The 17,936-nt window shown below is 72.7% G+C and carries 20 protein-coding genes; 8 read left to right on the forward strand and 12 right to left on the reverse strand.

Features of this window, described 5'->3' with window-relative positions; translation table 11 throughout:
• Positions 1 to 44: 44 nt before the first annotated feature.
• Both AC57BS_RS22565 and AC57BS_RS22570 read left to right on the forward strand, forming a co-directional pair.
• Positions 45 to 2,522, forward strand: coding sequence for an MMPL family transporter (locus tag AC57BS_RS22565; RefSeq protein WP_496413688.1), 2,478 nt, complete (start codon positions 45 to 47; stop codon positions 2,520 to 2,522).
• 200 nt (positions 2,523 to 2,722) lie between these two features.
• Entirely contained in the window at positions 2,723 to 3,493 is a 771-nt protein-coding gene (locus AC57BS_RS22570; protein ID WP_496414219.1) for an HAD-IIA family hydrolase, read from the forward strand.
• A 22-nt stretch (positions 3,494 to 3,515) separates the two neighbouring features.
• Here AC57BS_RS22570 and AC57BS_RS22575 read toward each other — a convergent pair whose 3' ends face one another.
• The 4 genes from AC57BS_RS22575 to AC57BS_RS22590 all read right to left on the reverse strand — a co-directional run bounded on the left by AC57BS_RS22575 (position 3,516) and on the right by AC57BS_RS22590 (position 7,429).
• Positions 3,516 to 5,003, reverse strand: a complete 1,488-nt coding sequence (locus AC57BS_RS22575; RefSeq protein ID WP_496413689.1) for a fused MFS/spermidine synthase — start codon at positions 5,001 to 5,003, stop codon at positions 3,516 to 3,518.
• Between the two features lie 37 nt (positions 5,004 to 5,040).
• A complete protein-coding gene (gene chrA, locus AC57BS_RS22580) occupies positions 5,041 to 6,405 on the reverse strand; it encodes a chromate efflux transporter (RefSeq protein ID WP_496413690.1) in 1,365 nt (454 codons plus the stop codon).
• Between the two features lie 78 nt (positions 6,406 to 6,483).
• A complete protein-coding gene (locus tag AC57BS_RS22585; RefSeq protein ID WP_496413691.1) occupies positions 6,484 to 6,744 on the reverse strand; it encodes a GlsB/YeaQ/YmgE family stress response membrane protein in 261 nt (86 codons plus the stop codon).
• 64 nt (positions 6,745 to 6,808) lie between these two features.
• Positions 6,809 to 7,429 (reverse strand): DUF2238 domain-containing protein, encoded by a 621-nt coding sequence (locus AC57BS_RS22590; protein WP_496413692.1) that lies wholly within the window; start codon positions 7,427 to 7,429, stop codon positions 6,809 to 6,811.
• An 89-nt stretch (positions 7,430 to 7,518) separates the two neighbouring features.
• Between AC57BS_RS22590 and AC57BS_RS22595 the strand changes: the two genes are divergently transcribed.
• Positions 7,519 to 8,157, forward strand: a complete 639-nt coding sequence (locus AC57BS_RS22595) for a vitamin K epoxide reductase family protein (RefSeq protein WP_496413693.1) — start codon at positions 7,519 to 7,521, stop codon at positions 8,155 to 8,157.
• Here the strand turns inward: AC57BS_RS22595 and AC57BS_RS22600 are convergent.
• Positions 8,136 to 8,900 (reverse strand): cation diffusion facilitator family transporter, encoded by a 765-nt coding sequence (locus AC57BS_RS22600; RefSeq protein ID WP_496413694.1) that lies wholly within the window; start codon positions 8,898 to 8,900, stop codon positions 8,136 to 8,138. The genes AC57BS_RS22595 and AC57BS_RS22600 overlap by 22 nt on opposite strands.
• An 11-nt stretch (positions 8,901 to 8,911) precedes the next feature.
• Positions 8,912 to 9,277 (reverse strand): ArsR/SmtB family transcription factor, encoded by a 366-nt coding sequence (locus AC57BS_RS22605; protein ID WP_496413695.1) that lies wholly within the window; start codon positions 9,275 to 9,277, stop codon positions 8,912 to 8,914.
• An 81-nt stretch (positions 9,278 to 9,358) separates the two neighbouring features.
• On the opposite strand from AC57BS_RS22605, the gene AC57BS_RS22610 reads away from it, so the two are divergent.
• Positions 9,359 to 10,624 carry an MFS transporter gene (locus tag AC57BS_RS22610; protein WP_496413696.1) on the forward strand — a complete coding sequence of 422 codons (1,266 nt, stop codon included), beginning with the start codon at positions 9,359 to 9,361 and terminating at the stop codon, positions 10,622 to 10,624.
• 28 nt (positions 10,625 to 10,652) lie between these two features.
• Here the strand turns inward: AC57BS_RS22610 and AC57BS_RS22615 are convergent, their stop codons facing one another.
• Genes AC57BS_RS22615 through AC57BS_RS22640 form a run of 6 tightly spaced genes read right to left on the reverse strand, consistent with a single transcriptional unit; the run spans position 10,653 to position 15,095 of the window.
• Positions 10,653 to 11,663, reverse strand: coding sequence for an aldo/keto reductase family protein (locus AC57BS_RS22615; protein WP_496413697.1), 1,011 nt, complete (start codon positions 11,661 to 11,663; stop codon positions 10,653 to 10,655).
• A 38-nt stretch (positions 11,664 to 11,701) separates the two neighbouring features.
• Complete coding sequence (locus tag AC57BS_RS22620; RefSeq protein WP_496413698.1) at positions 11,702 to 12,076, reverse strand: hypothetical protein; 375 nt, start codon at positions 12,074 to 12,076, stop codon at positions 11,702 to 11,704.
• Entirely contained in the window at positions 12,069 to 12,728 is a 660-nt protein-coding gene (locus AC57BS_RS22625; protein WP_496413699.1) for a Pr6Pr family membrane protein, read from the reverse strand. The genes AC57BS_RS22620 and AC57BS_RS22625 overlap by 8 nt, the downstream gene beginning before the upstream one ends.
• Positions 12,729 to 12,768: 40 nt before the next feature.
• On the reverse strand, positions 12,769 to 12,996 hold the full coding sequence (locus tag AC57BS_RS22630; RefSeq protein WP_496413700.1) for a biotin/lipoyl-binding carrier protein: 228 nt from the start codon (positions 12,994 to 12,996) through the stop codon (positions 12,769 to 12,771).
• A 45-nt stretch (positions 12,997 to 13,041) separates the two neighbouring features.
• Complete coding sequence (locus AC57BS_RS22635) at positions 13,042 to 14,316, reverse strand: hypothetical protein (protein WP_496413701.1); 1,275 nt, start codon at positions 14,314 to 14,316, stop codon at positions 13,042 to 13,044.
• An 11-nt stretch (positions 14,317 to 14,327) separates the two neighbouring features.
• Positions 14,328 to 15,095 (reverse strand): carbon-nitrogen hydrolase family protein, encoded by a 768-nt coding sequence (locus AC57BS_RS22640; RefSeq protein WP_496413702.1) that lies wholly within the window; start codon positions 15,093 to 15,095, stop codon positions 14,328 to 14,330.
• A 26-nt stretch (positions 15,096 to 15,121) separates the two neighbouring features.
• Between AC57BS_RS22640 and mobA the strand changes: the two genes are divergently transcribed.
• The 4 genes from mobA to AC57BS_RS22660 all read left to right on the forward strand — a co-directional run bounded on the left by mobA (position 15,122) and on the right by AC57BS_RS22660 (position 17,881).
• The gene (gene mobA, locus AC57BS_RS22645; RefSeq protein WP_496413703.1) at positions 15,122 to 15,700 is read left to right on the forward strand and encodes a molybdenum cofactor guanylyltransferase; all 579 of its coding nucleotides are present in this window, start codon (positions 15,122 to 15,124) and stop codon (positions 15,698 to 15,700) included.
• Between the two features lie 48 nt (positions 15,701 to 15,748).
• On the forward strand, positions 15,749 to 16,072 hold the full coding sequence (locus AC57BS_RS22650) for a DUF6457 domain-containing protein (protein ID WP_496413704.1): 324 nt from the start codon (positions 15,749 to 15,751) through the stop codon (positions 16,070 to 16,072).
• 4 nt (positions 16,073 to 16,076) lie between these two features.
• Positions 16,077 to 17,045: an NAD(P)H-quinone oxidoreductase gene (locus AC57BS_RS22655; protein ID WP_496413705.1), complete on the forward strand. Its 969-nt coding sequence runs from the start codon at positions 16,077 to 16,079 to the stop codon at positions 17,043 to 17,045.
• 200 nt (positions 17,046 to 17,245) lie between these two features.
• A complete protein-coding gene (locus AC57BS_RS22660; RefSeq protein WP_496413706.1) occupies positions 17,246 to 17,881 on the forward strand; it encodes a bacterial proteasome activator family protein in 636 nt (211 codons plus the stop codon).
• Positions 17,882 to 17,936: the final 55 nt, after the last annotated feature.

Consider the following 17,936-nt stretch of genomic DNA (forward strand, 5'->3'; position numbering starts at 1 on the left):
CCCCCTCCGCCACCGCTCCCGTTTCCTCCGAAAGGCCCGCCGACATGGCTGAGCTCCTCTATCGCATCGGTCGCTTCGCGGCCCGCCGCCACTGGACCGTGATCGGCGCCTGGCTGGCCCTCCTCGCCGTCACGGCCGTGACGTACGTGTCCTTCGCGGGCGCGCTGTCCTCGTCGATCTCCCTCCCGGACACCCCGACCACACGGGTCTCGCAGCAGCTGCAGGACGAGTTCGAGGGCACCGGCGCGGGCAACGGCTCGCTGGTCGCCGAGACGACCGACGGCGAGGTGTTCACGGCCGAGCAGGAGCGGGCGCTGGTCGACCTGTTCGACCGGATCGCCGAGGTCGACGGGATCGAGGACGTCACCGACCCGTTCGCCACCCAGGCCCGGGTCGACGAGTCGGCCGAGCAGGTGGCCGACGGCCAGCGGCAGCTCCAGGACGGGATCAGTCAGCTCAACGGGGCCCAGGCGCAGATCGACGCCGGCCGCGACGCGCTCGAGGAGCAGCGCCGGCAGGCCCGCGAGGACGGGACGCTGGCCGCCGTACGCTCCCAGCTCGCGGCCGCGAAGCAGCAGCTCGACGACGGGCAGGCCGAGGTCGACCGCGGGCTCGCCCGGATCGAGGAGCAGAGGCCCCGGCTAGAGGTGGGCGCCACGCTGTCCGGGCTGTCCTCGGAGTTCCGCACGGTCTCCGAGGACGGCTCCGCCGCGGTGGCCAACGTGGTCTTCTCGCTGCCGATCAACGAGGTCGAGGTCGAGACCAAGACCGAGATCGAGGACCTCGTCGCCGACGCGGACGTCGACGGCGTCGAGGTCCACCCGTCCCAGGAGATCGCCCAGACCGTCCCCTCGATCCTCGGGCCTGGCGAGATCGCCGGCGTCGTGATCGCCGCGATCGTGCTCACCGTCATGCTCGGCACCCTCGTCGGCGCCGCGCTCCCGCTCGTGACCGCGCTCCTCGGCGTCGGGGTCGCGTCGCTGGCGTCGCTGTCCTTCTCGGGCCTGGTCCAGTTCGTCTCGGTCACCCCGGTGCTCGGCGTGATGCTGGGCCTGGCCGTCGGCATCGACTACTCGCTCTTCATCATCAACCGCCACCGCCGGCAGCTGAAGCAGGGCGCCGGCCTGCACGAGTCGATCGGGCTGGCCAACGGCACCTCCGGCAACGCGGTGGTCTTCGCCGGCGTGACCGTCATCGTCGCGCTGCTCGCGCTCAACATCACCGGGGTCGGCTTCCTCGGCCTGATGGGCACCGTCGGCGCCGTCGCCGTCCTGGTCGCGATCCTCATGGCGGTCACGCTCACCCCGGCCGTGCTCTCTCTCGTCGGGATGCGCATCCTGCGCCGTCGCGAGCGCGAGCGGCTCGCCGCCGGCGAGCGCGCCCACGACGACGCCATCACCGAGCGCGACCGCCCGATGGGCACGATGCGCGCCTGCTGGGTGCTCGGCTTCGGCATCGCGGCGCTGCTCCTCGTCGCCGCCCCCGCCACCCAGATGCGGCTGGGGCTGCCCGACGGCTCCACCCAGCCCCCGGAATCGTCCGGCTTCCGGGCCTACGAGGTGCAGGCGGAGAAGTTCGGCGACGGGTCCAGCGGGCCGCTGCTCGTCGTCGCCGACCTCGCCGGCCCCGTCGGCGAGGGCGAGGACGCCGTGCTCCGCGAGCAGGCCGCCATCGGCACGGCCATCGACCGGCTGTGGTCGGTCGAGGCGGTCGTGCCCATCGGCGCCTCGGTGGACCGCACCTCGCTGGCCTTCCAGGTCGTCCCCCACGGAGCGCCCTCCAGCGAGTCGACCGAGGAATTGGTCCGTGACCTGCGCGAGCTCAGGCCGCAGACCGTCGACGGCAGCGAGGCGACGCTCGGGGTCGCCGGCAACGCCAGCGCCAACATCGACATCTCCGGACAGCTCGCCGACGTGCTGCCGACCTACCTCGTGCTGGTCGTCGGGCTCTCGATGCTGATCCTGATCGTGGTGTTCCGCTCGATCCTCGTGCCGCTCACGGCGACGCTCGGCTTCGTGCTGTCGCTGCTGGCGGCCTTCGGCGGCATCACCGCGATCTTCCAGCTCGGGTTCCTCGCCGACCTGTTCGGAGTCCACGCCCCGGGCCCGGTGCTGAGCTTCCTGCCGATCATCGCCACCGGCATCCTCTTCGGCCTGGCGATGGACTACCAGCTGTTCCTGGTCTCGGGGATGCGCGAGGCGTACGCCCACGGCGCGTCGGCGCGCGTCGCGGTGCAGCACGGGCTCCACGCCGGGCGCGCGGTCGTGACGGCTGCCGCGATCATCATGATCTCGGTGTTCGCCGGCTTCGTCTTCTCCCACGACGCGACGATCAAGCCGATCGGGTTCGGACTGGCCTTCGGCGTGCTGCTCGACGCGTTCGTCGTACGGATGCTGCTGATCCCGGCCGCGATGCACCTGCTGGGTGAGAAGGCGTGGTGGCTCCCGCGGTGGCTCGACCGCATCCTCCCCGACGTGGACGTCGAGGGCGCCAGGCTCGAGCGCAGCCACCCGGTGCGATGAGCGGCCGCGTCGCCGGACCCGTTCGCTGAGTCCTGGACACCATGCAGGCAGTTCGAGGACCCGCCGGCGACTTCCACGCTCACGCGGGCAGGTTCGAGCGCGAACTGCCTGCATGGTGTCGTCGATCGCACCTCCGGCCTTCTGTGCACGACAATGGCACCGTGACCGACTCCCGCTCCGTCCAGACCTGGCTCACCGACATGGACGGGGTCCTGGTGCGCGAGGAGGACCCGATCCCCGGCGCCAAGGAGTTCATCGCGGCCCTCCGCGAGAACGACGTCCCGTTCCTGGTGCTGACCAACAACTCGATCTTCACCCCTCGCGACCTGCGGGTGCGACTGCTGCGCAGCAGCGGGATCGACGTGCCCGAGGAGTCGATCTGGACCTCGGCGCTGGCGACCGCACAGTTCCTCGACGACCAGCGCCCGGGCGGCTCGGCGTACGTCGTGGGCGAGAGCGGCCTGACCGCGGCGGTCCACGACATCGGCTACGTGATGACGGACCGGGACCCCGACTACGTCGTGCTCGGTGAGACCCGTACGTACTCCTTCGAGGCGATCACCCGCGCCATCCGCCTCATCGCGGCCGGCGCCCGCTTCATCGCGACCAACCCGGACCCGAGCGGTCCGAGCGCACAGGGGATGCTCCCCGCTACGGGCTCGGTCGCGGCGCTGATCAGCACCGCGACGGGGCGCCAGCCCTACTACATCGGCAAGCCCAACCCGCTGATGATGCGTAGCGCGCTCAACCGGCTCGAGGCCCACTCCGAGACGACGGTGATGATCGGCGACCGGATGGACACCGACATCATCAGCGGCCTCGAGGCCGGCATGCGCACGATCCTCGTGGCCACCGGCGCCACCGAGCGGCACCAGGTGGAGAACTTCCCCTACCGCCCGACGCGGATGGTCGAGTCCATCGCCGACGTCGTCCCGTACGTCAGCCGGATGTGCCTGCCCGAGGACTCATAGGACCCGGTCCGCGGCGACACGGTCACCGGCCGTACGGCGTGAGCAGCTGGTCGACCGGCGCGTAGTCGTCGGTCAGCACCGGGGCGTCGGCCGCCCACGCGGCGAGCTCGTCGCCGGACATCGCGCTCCAGTCGAGGTCGCGCTCGGCGAACGACGCGGTGACGGCGTCGAGGTCGACCGGCGCACCGGACGCGACGAGGACGAGGTTGCCGCCGTCGTCGCCCGCCAGGACGTCCGGGGCGGCGAGCAGCACCACCTCGTCGAACACCTCCGCCGACGTACGGACGTAGGCGCGGGCGAAGTCGAGAGGGCCGTGGTCGATGACGTTGGAGACGTAGACCCCGTCCGCGGCCAGGCTCCGCTCGAGGCCGCCGAGCGCCTCGACCGTCGCGAGGTGCCACGGCACGCTGACGCCGCCGAACGCGTCGCCGACGACCAGGTCGAGCGCGCCCGAGTCGAGGTCGTCGATGGCGAGGCGGCCGTCCTCGACGTCGACCTCGACGCCGTCGGGAAGGGTTCCGCCGAGCAGCTCGAGGTCCGCCTCGACCACGCCGGCGTCGATCTCGGAGACGGTGCTCGCCGTGCCCGGCCGGGTCGCCGCGAGGTAGCGCGGCAGCGTGAGCCCGCCGGCGCCGAGGTGGTGGGCGGCGATGGGATCGCCGGCGGGGAAGGCGGTGTCGAGCACCGACGCCATCGCCTTGATGTAGGCGAAGTCGAGGTGGGTCGGGTCGTCGAGGTCGACGTAGGAGTGCCGCAGCCCGTCGAGCACCAGCACGCGGCCGTCCGGCCGGTCGGGGTCCTCGGTGACCGCGAGGCAGTGGTAGGTCGTCTCCACGTCGCAGCCGCTGGGCGCCGCCGCCGCGCCGAGGCCGGCGAGCGCCACCACGAGGCCGAGGACCGCGTCACCGCGGCCGCGCCGCCCCGACACCTGGACCAGGACCGACGTCACCAGCAGCGCGACGCCGAGTCCGACGAGGATCCCGCTCACCGGCACCCGCGAGACGAGGACGAACCCGGTCACGACGGTGCCGACGATCGCCCCCACGGTGCCAAGCCCGGACAGGTGCCCGACGACGGTGCCGGTCTCGGCAAGGCTGGTGAGCCGCAGCTTGATGACCACGGGGCTCACCGCCGACAGCAGCACCCCCGGCACGAGGATCGACAGCATGGCCGCGAGGAGGAGCAGGCCTGCGTCGCCCGAGGCGGCAGCCCCGCGTACGACCGCGGGGGTCAGCGCCACCGCGGCGCCCGAGATACCGAGCAGCGGCCCGAGGAGGGGTCGCGGTGCGACCCGGTCCGCGGTCCACCCGCCGGCCCAGGTGCCGGCCGCGATGGCGGTGAGGGCCATCCCGATGACCAGCGTGTTGGTCTCGAGGGTCAGCCCGTAGTGGGGTGCGAGCAGGCGGAGCGCCACCAGCTCGACCACGAGGACGGCCGCGGACGAGCCGAAGACCAGCGCGGCCGCGACCCATGCGGACAGCCCGTGCCTCTGTGCCGACTCGCCTGCCATGGCGACGATCCTGTCAGTCGGCTCCCAGCCCCGGGGGTCAGGCCGCCAGCGCCAGCCCCAGCACGACCCCGGCCAGCGCACAGGCACCGAGGGTCCGGAGCACCGACCAGCCGCGCCAGAAGACCAGTGCCCCACCGAGCGCCGTGATCGCCAGCGCTGCCCAGTCGACCGAGGAGAGCACCGGGTACTCGGCGTCGAGCGGTCCGGCGACGAGGTGCCGGGTCTCGCCGAAGAGCGTGTGGAGGGCGAAGAAGAGCGCCAGGCTCGCGATCACCCCGACCACCGCGGCCGTGATCCCCGCCAGCGCAGCAGCCAGGTCGCGGTTGCCGCGCAGGCGTTCGACGTAGGGCGCCCCCAGGAGGATGAACAGGAAGCACGGCACGAAGGTCACCCACGTGGTCAACCCCGCGGCGAGCACGGCCGCCACCCACGGATCGAGGTCGCCGGGTGCGCGGTACGCGCCGACGAACGCGACGAACTGCACGACCATCACGAGGGGTCCGGGCGTGGTCTCGGCCAGCGCGAGCCCGCGCACCATCTCGCCCGGCGCCAGCCAGCCGTAGACCTCCACGGCCTGCTGGGCGACGTAGGCGAGGACGGCGTACGCGCCGCCGAAGGTGACCAGCGCAGCGCCGGCGAAGAAGACGCCCTGGTCGACGAAGATGCTCGACGTGCCGAACAACGCACCCGCGAGCGCGACGGGTGCGAACCACGCGACGAGCCCGACGACCAGGATGGTCGCTGCCCGTCGGGTCGACGGCCGCTCCGTGTGCAGGGCGTCGTCGCTGACGAGCGGCGGCGGACCTGCGGCTACGGCTGCGGCGGGCGGCCGGGTGAACGTCGGGATGCGACGTCCGAGGACCCAGCCGATGATCGCGGCAGCGAGCACGACGGCGGGGAAGGGGACGTCGAAGAAGGTCAGCGCGAGGAAGGAGAGGGCGGCGAGCCCGACGAGCGCCGGATGGCCCAGCCCCTTGCGGCCCACGCGTACGACCGCCTGGAGGACGATCGCGATGACGGCCGGCGCCAGGCCCAGGAAGAGCGACTCCACGAAGGTCGTCTCGCCGTAGGCGACGTAGACGGCGGAGAGCGCGAGGAGGGCCACCACCCCGGGCAGGATGAAGAGCACGCCCGCGACGAAAGCGCCCTTGACGCCGTTGAGCAGCCAGCCGACGTACGTCGCCAGCTGCTGCGCCTCGGGCCCGGGCAGGAGCGTGCAGTAGGACAGGGCGAAGAGGAACCTCTGCTGCCCGATCCAGCGCTTCTCCTCGACCAGCGCCCGCTGCATGACCGCGATCTGGCCCGCCGGTCCGCCGAAGGTCTGCAGCGAGATCGCGAACCACGTCCGCGCCGCCTCGCGGAGCGGGATGACGTCGTGCGCAACACGCTGGGGACCGGACACGGGTGCACCGAACCGCGTCATGCCCACTTAAGTCAAGTTTTCAGGTCGACGAAGTTGACCACGTCGACCGTACGCCCCTCAGGCTGCCGTGTTGTTCCGGCCTGCGACCGACTCGGCGACGCCGATGAGCAGGACGGACGCGATGACCGCGAGGACGAAGCCGATGACGTTGAGCTCCCAGATGTCACCGGTCCCGAAGAACTGGGCGATCAGCCCGCCGATCAGCGATCCGACGAGGCCGAGGCCGAGGGTGGCGAGCAGTCCGAGGTCCTGCTTGCCGGGCTTGATCAGGCGGGCGAGGGCTCCGATGACCAGACCGGCGACGAGGAATCCCAACATGGTGCGCTCCTGGTGCTCGAGGGGTTGCGGGACGGTGATCCCGGTCCTTCGAGGATAGACACCCTCAGGTCAGCGGTCGCGGATCCCGCAGCTGTCCCCGCCGCCAGGACCGGTGGATGACGACGGCGGCCACGACGGCGCCCGCGGCGCCGAGGGTCAGGTCCCCCAGGGTGTCGGCGTAGGCGAACTCCCGCTCGGTCGAGCGGCTGATGAACGCGAAGAACTCCGCGACCTCCCAGGCGATCGCAGCCGTCGCACCGAAGGCGAGGGCCCGCTCGAGCACGCGGCCGAAACCGACGTCGCGCGGCAGCGTCAGCAGGACGAAGGCGGCGGCGAGGAGGCCGGTGTTCATGAAGTGCATCCAGTCGTCGAACCACACGACCGTGTCGTAGAGGTCCATCCGGTTGCCGAGGATGTCGGTGAAGCAGGTGATGGTGATCAGCAGGTCGGGCAGCCACGGGAAGGAGATGCGGTCGCGCCAGAGCGTCCACCACAGGAAGGGCACGGTGAAGGAGATCAGCGGGTAGCCGATCGCCCGCATGCCGGCGGCCTTGTCACGCAGGTGGGCCTGGTCGGGATAGGCCACGGCGAACGCCAGCAGGAGCACGAGCGCACCCTTGGCGAGCACGTTGGCGGTCCTGGCGAGGGTGGGCGTCACCGACCGCTCGATCGCTGCCTCTGTCACGCGGACCCCTGTCCCCCGGCCTCGCGTCGGTCGCGCGCCCCGGACAGTGTCTCACCTCGGTTGGCGAGATGCCGGAGGATGGGGGCGACATGACCCCGCACCGAGGAGACTCGCTCGCCATGAGCACGTACGCCACCACCGGCGAGCCCCGTGAACGTCCGCTCGCGATCGGCCTCGTCGTCGGCGGCCTCGTCGGCCTGGTCGCGGCGGCCGTGCTGCTCATCGAGCGTATCCGCCTCGCCGAGGACAGCGGCTACGTCCCGACGTGCAGCATCAACCCCGTCCTGAGCTGCGGCAACGTGATGGAGTCCGCGCAGGCGTCGCTGCTCGGCTTCCCGAACCCGGTGATCGGCGTGGCCGCCTTCCCCGTCGTCGTTGCGACCGGCGCCGCGCTGCTGGCCGGGGCCCGGCTGGCCCGGTGGTACTGGGCCGGCCTGCAGGCGGGTGTCACCGTGGCACTGGTCTTCGTCGCCTGGTTGGTCTTCCAGAGCCTCTACCGCATCGGCGCGCTGTGCCCCTACTGCATGGTGGTGTGGGCGGTCGTCATCCCGCTGTTCTGGTACGTCACGGCGCGCAACGCGGCCGCCGGCGTGCTCGGTGCGCCGCCCGGTGGCCGGTTGGCGAGCATCCTGCGGGACTGGCGCGGCCCGCTGGTGTTCGGCACGTTCCTGCTTGTCGTGCTGCTGGTCCTCGAGCGGTTCTGGTCCTACTGGTCGTCGCTGGTCTGAGCCGCAGCCCCGCCGAGCGGCAGGACGGTGCCCCCGGCCGGTCCGACGACGTCGGAGTCCGACGGGTGCCCGCCCGCCTCGGACTCGCAGGCGCAGCCGGTGCCGCACGCGCAGGCGCCGGCGGGGTGCGTCCCGGCGGAGCCGGTCGACCCGCAGCAGCCCTCGCCGCGCCACGCCTCGCGGCCCTCCTTGATCGCGATCGCGGCGATCACCAGACCGGCGACCGGGTCGGCCCACGACCACCCGAGGGTGGCGTTGAGGAGCAGGCCCACGAGCAGGACGGCCGATAGATAGGTGCACAGGAGCGTCTGGGTCGAGTCGGCCACGACGGCGTTGGAGCCGAGGGCCTTGCCGGTCCGCCGCTGGGCCCGGGAGAGGACGGGCATGACCATGAGGGAGGCGATGGCCAGGCCGATGCCGACCGGGGACGACTCGGGGTCGTGCCCGACGACCAGGGCACGTACGGACTCGAAGCCGACGTAGGCCGCCAGCGCGAAGAAGGAGCCCGCCATCAGCCGGAGCGCCACGCGCTCGCGCGACTCGGGCAGGGGGTGGCGGAACTGCCACAGGATGATCAGCCCGCTGGACACCTCGACGAGGGAGTCGAGACCGAACCCGACGAGGGCGACGGACCCGGCGACGAGACCGGCGGAGATCGCGACGACCGCCTCGACGAGGTTGTAGGAGACCGAGGCGGCCGCGAGCAGCCGGGCCCGGCGGCCGAGGCGGACGCGATCGGCCACCTGCGCCACCATCAGCCCTCCCCGTGGAGCGCGTCGGGACCGTAGGTCGGGCAGAGGGTGACGGCGTACCCGGTCAGCCCGAGAAGCCGCTCGGCCGAGGTCATCAGCTCCATGAGGGTCTCGGGGTGCTCGAGCGACCACATCGACGCCCGCCCCTGCGGGCGCGAGGTGACCAGGCCGCAGTCCCGCAGGCACGCGAGATGCTTCGAAACGGTGCTCTGGGCCAGGCCGAGGTGGGCCGTGAGGTCGACGACCCGGTGCTCGCCGAGCGCGAGGTGGCGCAGGATCGAGAGCCGTGACGGGTCCGAGAACCCGTGGAACAGGCAGGCAGCCGCCGTCAGGCCCGCGGCTTCGTCCCCCATGGCTTTCATCGTCATGGAGCGATGATAGACCCACGCCGGGTTCCCACGACACGACCTGCGGCGGGCGTCCCGTACGTGGTCGCCTAGCCTGCGCGGGTGGAGAAGCGGCTGCTGGCGGACACCCGCCCGCTCGCCAACCCGCACTTCAAGCGCCTCTGGCGGGCCAACATCGTCACCGTGATCGGCGCCCAGCTGACCGTCGTGGCAGTGCCCGCACAGATCTACGCCATGACCGGCTCCTCGGCGTACGTCGGGCTGACCGGCGTCTTCGGGCTGGTCCCGCTGGTGGTCTTCGGGCTCTGGGGCGGGGCGCTCGCCGACGTCTTCGACCGGCGGACGCTGCTGCTCATCACGACCGTGGGGTTGATCGGGACGAGCGCGGGGTTCTGGCTCCAGGCCGCGCTCGGCGCCGAGGACGTGTGGCTGCTGCTGTCGCTCTTCGCGGTGCAGCAGGCGTTCTTCGCGGTCAACCAGCCGACCCGGTCGGCGCTGCTGCCGCGGATCATCGACAAGGAGCTGCTGCCCGCGGCGAACTCCCTCAACATGACCGTCATGCAGGCCGGCGGCATCGCCGGTCCGCTCGTCGGCGGGGCACTGATCCCGCTGATCGGGTTCTCGTGGCTCTACCTGCTCGACACCCTCACGCTCTTCGCGACGCTCGGCGCCGTCGTACGCCTCCCACCCCTGCCGGTGATGGGCGCGACCGTGACGCCGGGGATCCGCGCGGTCGTCGACGGCTTCCGCTACCTGCGCACCCAGCCCGTGCTGATGATGTCGTTCGTCGTCGACATCATCGCGATGGTGTTCGGGATGCCGCGGGCGCTGTTCCCCGAGATGGCCGACGTCGCCTTCGGCGGTCCGAGCGAGGGCGGCCTCGCCTTCGCGCTGCTCTTCGCCGCCATCCCGGCCGGGGCCGTCGTCGGCGGAGTGCTCTCCGGGTGGGTCTCGGGGGTCGAGCGCCAGGGCCTCGCGGTGATCGTGTGCATCCTCGTGTGGGGCCTGGCGATGGTCGGCTTCGGCGTCGCGGCCTTGCTCGCGCCCTTCGCGCCGGGGCTCTTCCTGGTACTCGCCGTCCTCATGCTCGCCGTGGGTGGCGCCGCCGACATGGCGTCGGCGGCCTTCCGTACGTCGATGCTGCAGGCCGCTGCCGACGACGCGGTCCGCGGTCGGCTCCAGGGCATCTTCATCGTGGTGGTCGCCGGCGGCCCCCGGGTCGCCGACGTCGCGCACGGCGCCGCCGCGGCCGCCACGGGAGTGGCCGTCGCCGCGGCCGGCGGCGGCGTGCTGGTCGTGGTCTTCACGGTCCTCGCGGCGCTCGCCGTGCCTGCCTTCGTGCGCTACCGGGTGACGCGGGTGGCCTGAGCCGCGCACGCCGCCACCCCGGCCGCGGTCAGACCACGCGGGTCTTCGGCATCCCCTCGGCGGTCTTGGCCGGGTCGCGCACGACGACGTCGCCGAGGGCGTCGTCGATGCGCTTCATGACGTCGGCGTCGAGCTTCACGCCTGCTGCCTTCACGTTGTCGGCGACCTGCTCGGGGCGCGAGGCGCCGACGAGGGCGGCGGCGACGTTGTCGTTCTGCAGCACCCAGGCGACGGCGAGCTGCGCCATCGTCAGGTCGCAGTCCTTGGCGATCGGCTCGAGGTCCTGCACGGCGGAGAGCACCTCGTCGCGCATGAAGCGCGAGATCATGTCGGCGCCGCCCTTGGTGTCGGTGGCGCGAGAGCCCTCCGGCGGGGCCTGGCCGGGCTTGTACTTGCCGGTGAGGACACCCTGAGCGATCGGGCTCCACACGATCTGCGAGACACCGAGCTCGGCCGACGTGGGCACGACCTCGTCCTCGATGACGCGCCAGAGCATCGAGTACTGCGGCTGGCTGGAGATCAGCTGGAAGCCGAGCTCCTTCGACAGCTCCACGCCGGCGCGGATCTGGTCGGCGGTCCACTCGCTGACGCCGATGTAGAGCGCCTTGCCCTGGCGCACGATGTCGGCGAAGGCCTGCATCGTCTCCTCGAGCGGGGTCTCCACGTCGTAGCGGTGCGCCTGGTAGAGGTCGACGTAGTCGGTCTGCAGCCGCTCGAGCGAGCCGTTGATCGACTCCATGATGTGCTTGCGGGAGAGGCCGGTGTCGTTCTTGCCGCCCGGCCCGGTGGGCCAGTAGACCTTCGTGAAGATCTCGAGCGACTCGCGACGCTCGCCCTTCAGCGCCTCGCCGAGGACGGTCTCCGCGGCGGTGTTGGCGTAGACGTCGGCGGTGTCGAAGGTCGAGATCCCCTCGTCGAGGGCGGCCCGCACGCACTGCGTGGCGACGTCGTTCTCGACCTGGGAGCCGTGGGTCAGCCAGTTGCCGTAGGTGATCTCAGAGATCTTCAGTCCGCTGTTGCCGAGGTATCGAAACTCCATTCCTCGACACTAGCGGGGCACCCGGAAGGGCGGTCCGCTCAGGGCACGGCCTGCCACTCGCCCGCCTGCACCTCGACGCCGGCGGAGGCGAGGAGGCGTACGGCGTCGGTGAGCGCCTCGGCGACCCTGTCGGGGGCCGGGTGGTTGCCGGTGCCCTCGACGTCGACGACGACCGTGCTCGGGGACGTCGGCTCGACGACGAGCACGCAGCAGCTCTCGGGGGACGCGGCGAGCCAGGAGAGCCACGGACGCCGCTTCGCGCGGAACCCGTCGTCGGCGGGCGTGCTGCGGAAGCCCTCGTCGTCCAGGCACGCCTCGACCTGCCGGAGCGTGGCCTCGACGTCGGTGGTGGTGAGGGTCAGGCGCGGGTGGACGATGCGTCGCGACCACCGGTCGATCCGGGCGTCAGGCATGTCGCGGCCCAGCGGGCGCCGGCCGCAGCCGCCGGTCGAGCCAGCCGTAGAGCGCGAAGACGGCGAGGAACAGCACCGTGATCCCCACGCACGCGATCACCACCGCTCCCCAGCCCTCCTCGCCGGCGTCGAGGAACGGGTAGGGCACCCAGCCGTCGACCTGCCCGACGACGAGCGTCCAGACGACCCACGCGACCGGCCAGCACAGCGCGTACGCCATCTCGCGCAGGTGGACGCGCGGACGCGGGCCGCACCACGCCCAGGCGGCGACCGCGAGGACCGGCACGACCATGTGCAACAGCTTGTCGGCCACCCAGTCCGCTCCGTCGAGGTCGAGGAGCGGGCGCAGCAGGAAGAAGTGCACCACCCCGGTCACCGTGATCCCTCCCAGGCCGGCGACCCGCACCACGCGCCACCACGGCCGGTCCGCCGCGGGGTCGCGGGCGAGCACCGTGGAGGCGACGGCGACGAGGAGGTTGCTCTGGATGGTGAAGTAGGCGAAGAAGCGGTAGATGCTCTCGCCCCTGCCGGGTGGGTCCTCCTCGACGAGGACGGCCGAGCCGCCCAGGACCAGGGCGAGCTGGAACACGACGGCTCCCCAGGCGACGGCGGCGACCACGAGGTGCACCGTGCGGGCGCGCGCGGGAGTCATGGGCAGGAGCGTAGGGGGCGGGTCCGACCGCGACGAGGGCTCAGTCCACAACGACGAGGACGTCGCCGTCCTGCACGACGTCGCCGACGGTCACCTTGACCGCGGTGACGGTGCCGCCGCGCTCGGCGAGCATCGGGATCTCCATCTTCATCGACTCCAGCAGCACGACGGTGTCGCCGGCCTCGACGCGATCGCCCTCGGCGACCTCGATGGTCAGCACGTTGGCGACCAGCTCGGAGACGATCTCGAGGGAGGTGGTGCGGGCCATGCGGTCGACGCTAGCGGTTACCCGGGCGTACGCCGGGATCGCTCGTCACAGCTCGGCGAAGCGGCGCGGCTCGGGCCGGTGCGGTCCGGCCTCCTCGGCGCGGCGCCCGCGCTTGCCCTTGGGACCGGTGAGCGCGAGGTCGGCGCGGATCACCAGGTAGCCGACGGCCAGGCCGAGGACGACGGAGTACGCCGCGCGCAGGCCGGCCTCGAGGTAGGAGCTGTCGGGGGCGACGAGGCCCGTCGCCAGCGGCACGGTGGCGGCGACGCCGAAGGCGCAGAACCACCAGCCCTGGCGGCGGCGCGCGCGGACGTGGGTGCCCCAGACCAGCGCCGGCATGCCGAGCAGGACGACCAGCGGCCGCGGGAAGGCGCCGATGCGCGCCGAGGTCCAGTCGGCGAAGTCGAGCACCGAGGAGACGAAGGTCTGCGCACCGTAGCGGCGCAGGAGCTCGGCGTAGGCGAGCGTCGCGAAGAGCACGCCGAGCCCGATCGCGACGACGATCATCCCGCGGCGGCCGAGGCCGTGGAGTCCCGCGCCGAGCCGGTAGACGATCGCGAGCACGAGGGCCAGCGCGAGGAGCAGGGCGACGATCTCGAAGCGTTCGGTGGCGACGGTCGGCTCGAATCCCACCGCCGCGAACGCCGTGACCATGGCGACCAGGGCCGCGACGAGGGCCTCGCGCATCGCCTTGAGCCCGGTGACCGCCGGGACGGTGACCATCACGGCGTACACGCTGCCGACGACGCACGTCATCACCGCGGCGCCCGTGGGCAGCACCCGGCCGCCGACGACGAGGCTGGCGACGCCGAGGGCCAGCGCGAGGCCGGCTGAGATCACGGCGCGACCGGCGGTGCGGGTCGCGAGGAACCAGGACAGCGAGGTGACGACGGCGACCGCGCCGGCGCCGTCCAGCCACTCCGGCACCGGGGCGAGGTCGCTGATCGGCTCGTGGTCGCTGAACGCCCCCGAGACGGCCGACCACCCCAGCGCGGCGGCGCCGAGGACGAGGACCAGGAACCAGAAGGCCAGCAGCGAGCGGCGCGGGCCGTCGGGGAAGACCTCGACCGGCTCGGGCGAGGCGGCCGGCGCCGGTGACGGTGCCGGTGCCGGGGCGGTCGCGGCGGTCGCGGCCGGGGCCGGCGATGGCGGGACGGAGGTCCGCTCGGGGGGCGGTGCTGCGGCCGGCGCGGGGGCCGGAGCCGTACGCGCCCGGGACGTGTCGGCCCTCCGGTTGCGGCGCAGCCGGGAGGGCGGCCGCTCGGCAGCCCGCTTGCCGCGGGAGGACCCGCGGGGGCTGTCGGAGGAGGGGGAAGACACGACGGAGGAGGTTACAGCCGACGGTTGGCCAGCGACGGATTGGTGCGGCGGGCCTCGTCGAGGTCGCGGCGCTCCAGCACGGCGTCGAGGACCTGCTCGTGCCCGTCCGCCTCGACGAGCGTGTCCCCCAGCGGCCCGAACACCGCGGAGTGCCCGACGTAGCGCGGCTCGGGCTGGCCCGCACCGATGACGAAGCAGGTGTTCTCGATGGCCCGCGCGGCGAGCAGGGTGCGCCAGTGCGCGACCTTGCGCTCACCGGGCAGCCAGGCGGCCGGCACGACCAGCACCTCGGCGCCGGCGTCGACCAGGCGCCTCGCGAGCTCGGGGAACCGCAGGTCGTAGCAGGTCATCAAGCCGACCTGCCAGCCCGCGACCTCGACCACGGCGGGCTCGAGCGGCCCGCCCGTCAGGCGGTCGGACTCGCGGTAGCCGAACGAGTCGTAGAGGTGGATCTTGCGGTAGGCCGTCGCATTCGGACCGCCCACGACGAGGGTGTTGTAGGGCCGGGCGGGGTCCTCCGAGGCCTCGAACATGCCGGCCACGACGGTGGAGCCGGTGGCGGCGGCCACGCGGGCGACCTCGCCGGCAAAGGGTCCGTCGAGCGCCTCGGCGTAGCCGCTGACGTCGGACCCCGCCTCGCCGAAGTCGCGGGCGAAGGCCTCCGGGAGGACGACGAGGTCCGCGCCGGGCCCGACGCCCTGCGCCAGGCGTACACGGTTGTCGGCCGGATCGAGCCCGCTCGCCCACTGGTGGACGCGCACGCGCAGCTGATCGCTCATGGAGCCAAGACTGACACGATGCAGGCATGGACTTCGACCTCGCCGCGGGCGGCTTCTGCGGAGTGGTGCTCGCCGGCGGTACGGCGGCGCGGATGGACGGGGTCGACAAGGCGGGCGTCGAGCTCGCCGGGCGCACCTTCCTGGCGTACGCCGTCGACGCCTTCCTCGACGCCGACGAGGTGGTCGTGGTGGGACCGGCCGGCGTCCGGACCGAGCGGCCGGTCACGTTCGTCTCCGAGGACCCGCCGCGCGGCGGCCCGGTCGCCGGGCTGCTCACCGGCGTCGACGCGTTGCTGCGCGCGCCGCGACTCGTCGGGGTGCTGGCGGTCGACATGCCCCGGGTGACCGCGGCGACGATGCGGCGCCTGCGCGAGGCGGCGGCGGGTCGCGACGGGGCGTTCCTCGTCGGCGCCGACGGACGCCGGCAGCTCGCCGGCGTGCTCGACGCGGCCCGGCTGGCGGCCGTACGCCCGGACCTGGAGGGTCAGCACGGGATGGCGCTGCACCGGCTCCTCGCCCCGCTCGACCTGGCGGAGGTGGTGTCGGCCGGCGACGAGGCGGTCGACGTCGACTCGTGGGCGGACCTGCGCGACCTGGGCCGCTGAGCGCCGGCTCCCTTGCCGCACCCGGGTGGGGTGCGAGACATTGGGACCGTGAATCTCCACGACTGGATCGACGAGCTCAGCGACGTCCTCGACGTCGAGACCGAGGTCGACGAGGGCCTGGTCCTCGACATCGCCCGCACGGCGGCGCAGAACGTGCAGAAGACCGCAGCACCCATCACGGCGTACCTCCTCGGCGTCGCTGCCGGCGCGCGCGACGCCGACCCGGAGACCATCGAGCGGCTGGCCGCCAAGGCCCAGCTGCTCGCCGAGAGCTGGGACCGGCCCGCCGACGCACCGGACCCCGACGACATCGACGACGACGTGCCCGACGACTCGACGGTCGACCACACCGACGACGAGTACGAGGACTGATTCCGTGCGCGCAGTCGTGACCACCGGTGACGGTGGCCCCGAGGTCCTGTCCGTCGGCGAGGTCGACGACCCCCGACCGGGCGCCAGCGAGGTACTGGTCGACGTCGTCGCGACCGCGGTCAACCGCGCCGACACCCTCCAGCGGCAGGGCTTCTACCCCCCGCCCCCTGGCGCCTCGGACATCATCGGCCTCGAGTGCAGTGGCCGGATCGCCGAGCTGGGTGAGGGCGTCGAGGGCTGGTCGGTCGGCGACGAGGTGTGCGCGCTGCTCGCCGGAGGCGGGTACGCCGCCCGGGTCGCGGTGCCGGTCGGACAGGTCATGCCGGTGCCGGCCGGCGTCTCCCTGGTCGAGGCGGCCTGCCTGCCGGAGGTCGCGGCCACGGTGTGGTCCAACGTCTTCATGACCGCCCACCTCGACGAGGGCGAGCGCTTCCTCGTCCACGGCGGAGGCGGCGGCATCGGCACGATGGCCATCCAGCTGGCGGCGGCGCGCGGCGCCGAGGTGTTCACCACCGCGGGCTCGCCCGAGACGCTCGAGCTGTGCCGCTCGCTGGGTGCCACGCGGGCGATCAGCTACCGCGACGAGGACTTCGTCGAGGTGCTCACCGAGGCCGGCGGCGCCGACGTCATCCTCGACAACATGGGCGCGAAGTACCTCGGCCGCAACGTCTCCGCCCTCGCCACCAACGGGCGCCTGGTGATCATCGGCTTCCAGGGCGGCACCAAGGGCGAGCTCGACATCAGCGCCTTGCTCCGCAAGCGCGGCTCCGTCACCGCGACCTCGCTCCGGGCCCGCCCGCTCGCCGAGAAGGCCCAGATCTGCTGCGGGGTCGTCGAGAACGTCTGGCCGCTCGTCGCGGGCGGTCGCGTACGCCCCATCGTCGAGACGACGATGCCGCTCGAGGACGTCGCCCGCGCGCACCAGCTGATGGAGGACGGCGGGCGCGCGGGGAAGATCGTCCTGACCCTCTGACGTCCTGCTCGACCTCGCGGAGCGGTGAGTGAGACAACTTTTTCGCGCGCAGAACCTGCGTCACTCACCGCCGCTCCGGGCGGTGTGGGCGCGGCGGTGAGTGAGACACGTTTCCCGCGCCCAGAACCTGCGTCACTCACCGCTCGTACGCCATGGCCTCCGCCGAGGCGAACTTCGGGCGCGCGACTAGGGTTGGCGCCATGAGCGAGCAGCAGCAGCCCGAGCCCGCCGCAGGCCCCGCCGAGGGCGAGGACCAGGTGGTGGTCGTCGGACCCGACGGCCAGCCGATCGGCACCATCCCCGCGAGCGCCCTGCCGGCGATGACACAGGTGGCCGGCGACGATGGCGACGGCGACGGCGAGCGCCACATCACCGAGCTGGTCGAGCAGCCGGCCAAGGTCATGCGCATCGGCAGCATGATCCGCCAGCTCCTCGAGGAGGTGAAGGCCGCGCCGCTCGACGAGGCCAGCCGCAACCGGCTCAAGGACATCCACGCCGCCTCGATCAAGGAGCTCGAGACCGGCCTGGCGCCCGAGCTGGTCGAGGAGCTCGAGCGGCTCTCGCTCCCGTTCACCGAGGACGGCACCCCCTCCGAGGGCGAGCTGCGGATCGCCCAGGCCCAGCTCGTCGGCTGGCTCGAGGGTCTCTTCCACGGCATCCAGACCGCGATCTACGCCCAGCAGATGGCCTCACGCGCACAGCTCGAGCAGATGCGCCGCGCGCTGCCCGCCGGTCACGGCCGGCACACCCAGGAGACGCCGCCCGGCATGCCCACCATGCCGACCGAGGACGCCGACGACCCCGCGGGCAGCCGCGGCGGCGGCATGTACCTCTGACGCTGGCGGCGCCCCGCCCCCGCCCCGCCTGTCCACACCCTCGCGCCCCTGCCCT

This window comes from Nocardioides sp. BGA-UO-ETr-FS32 (genome assembly GCF_059567905.1).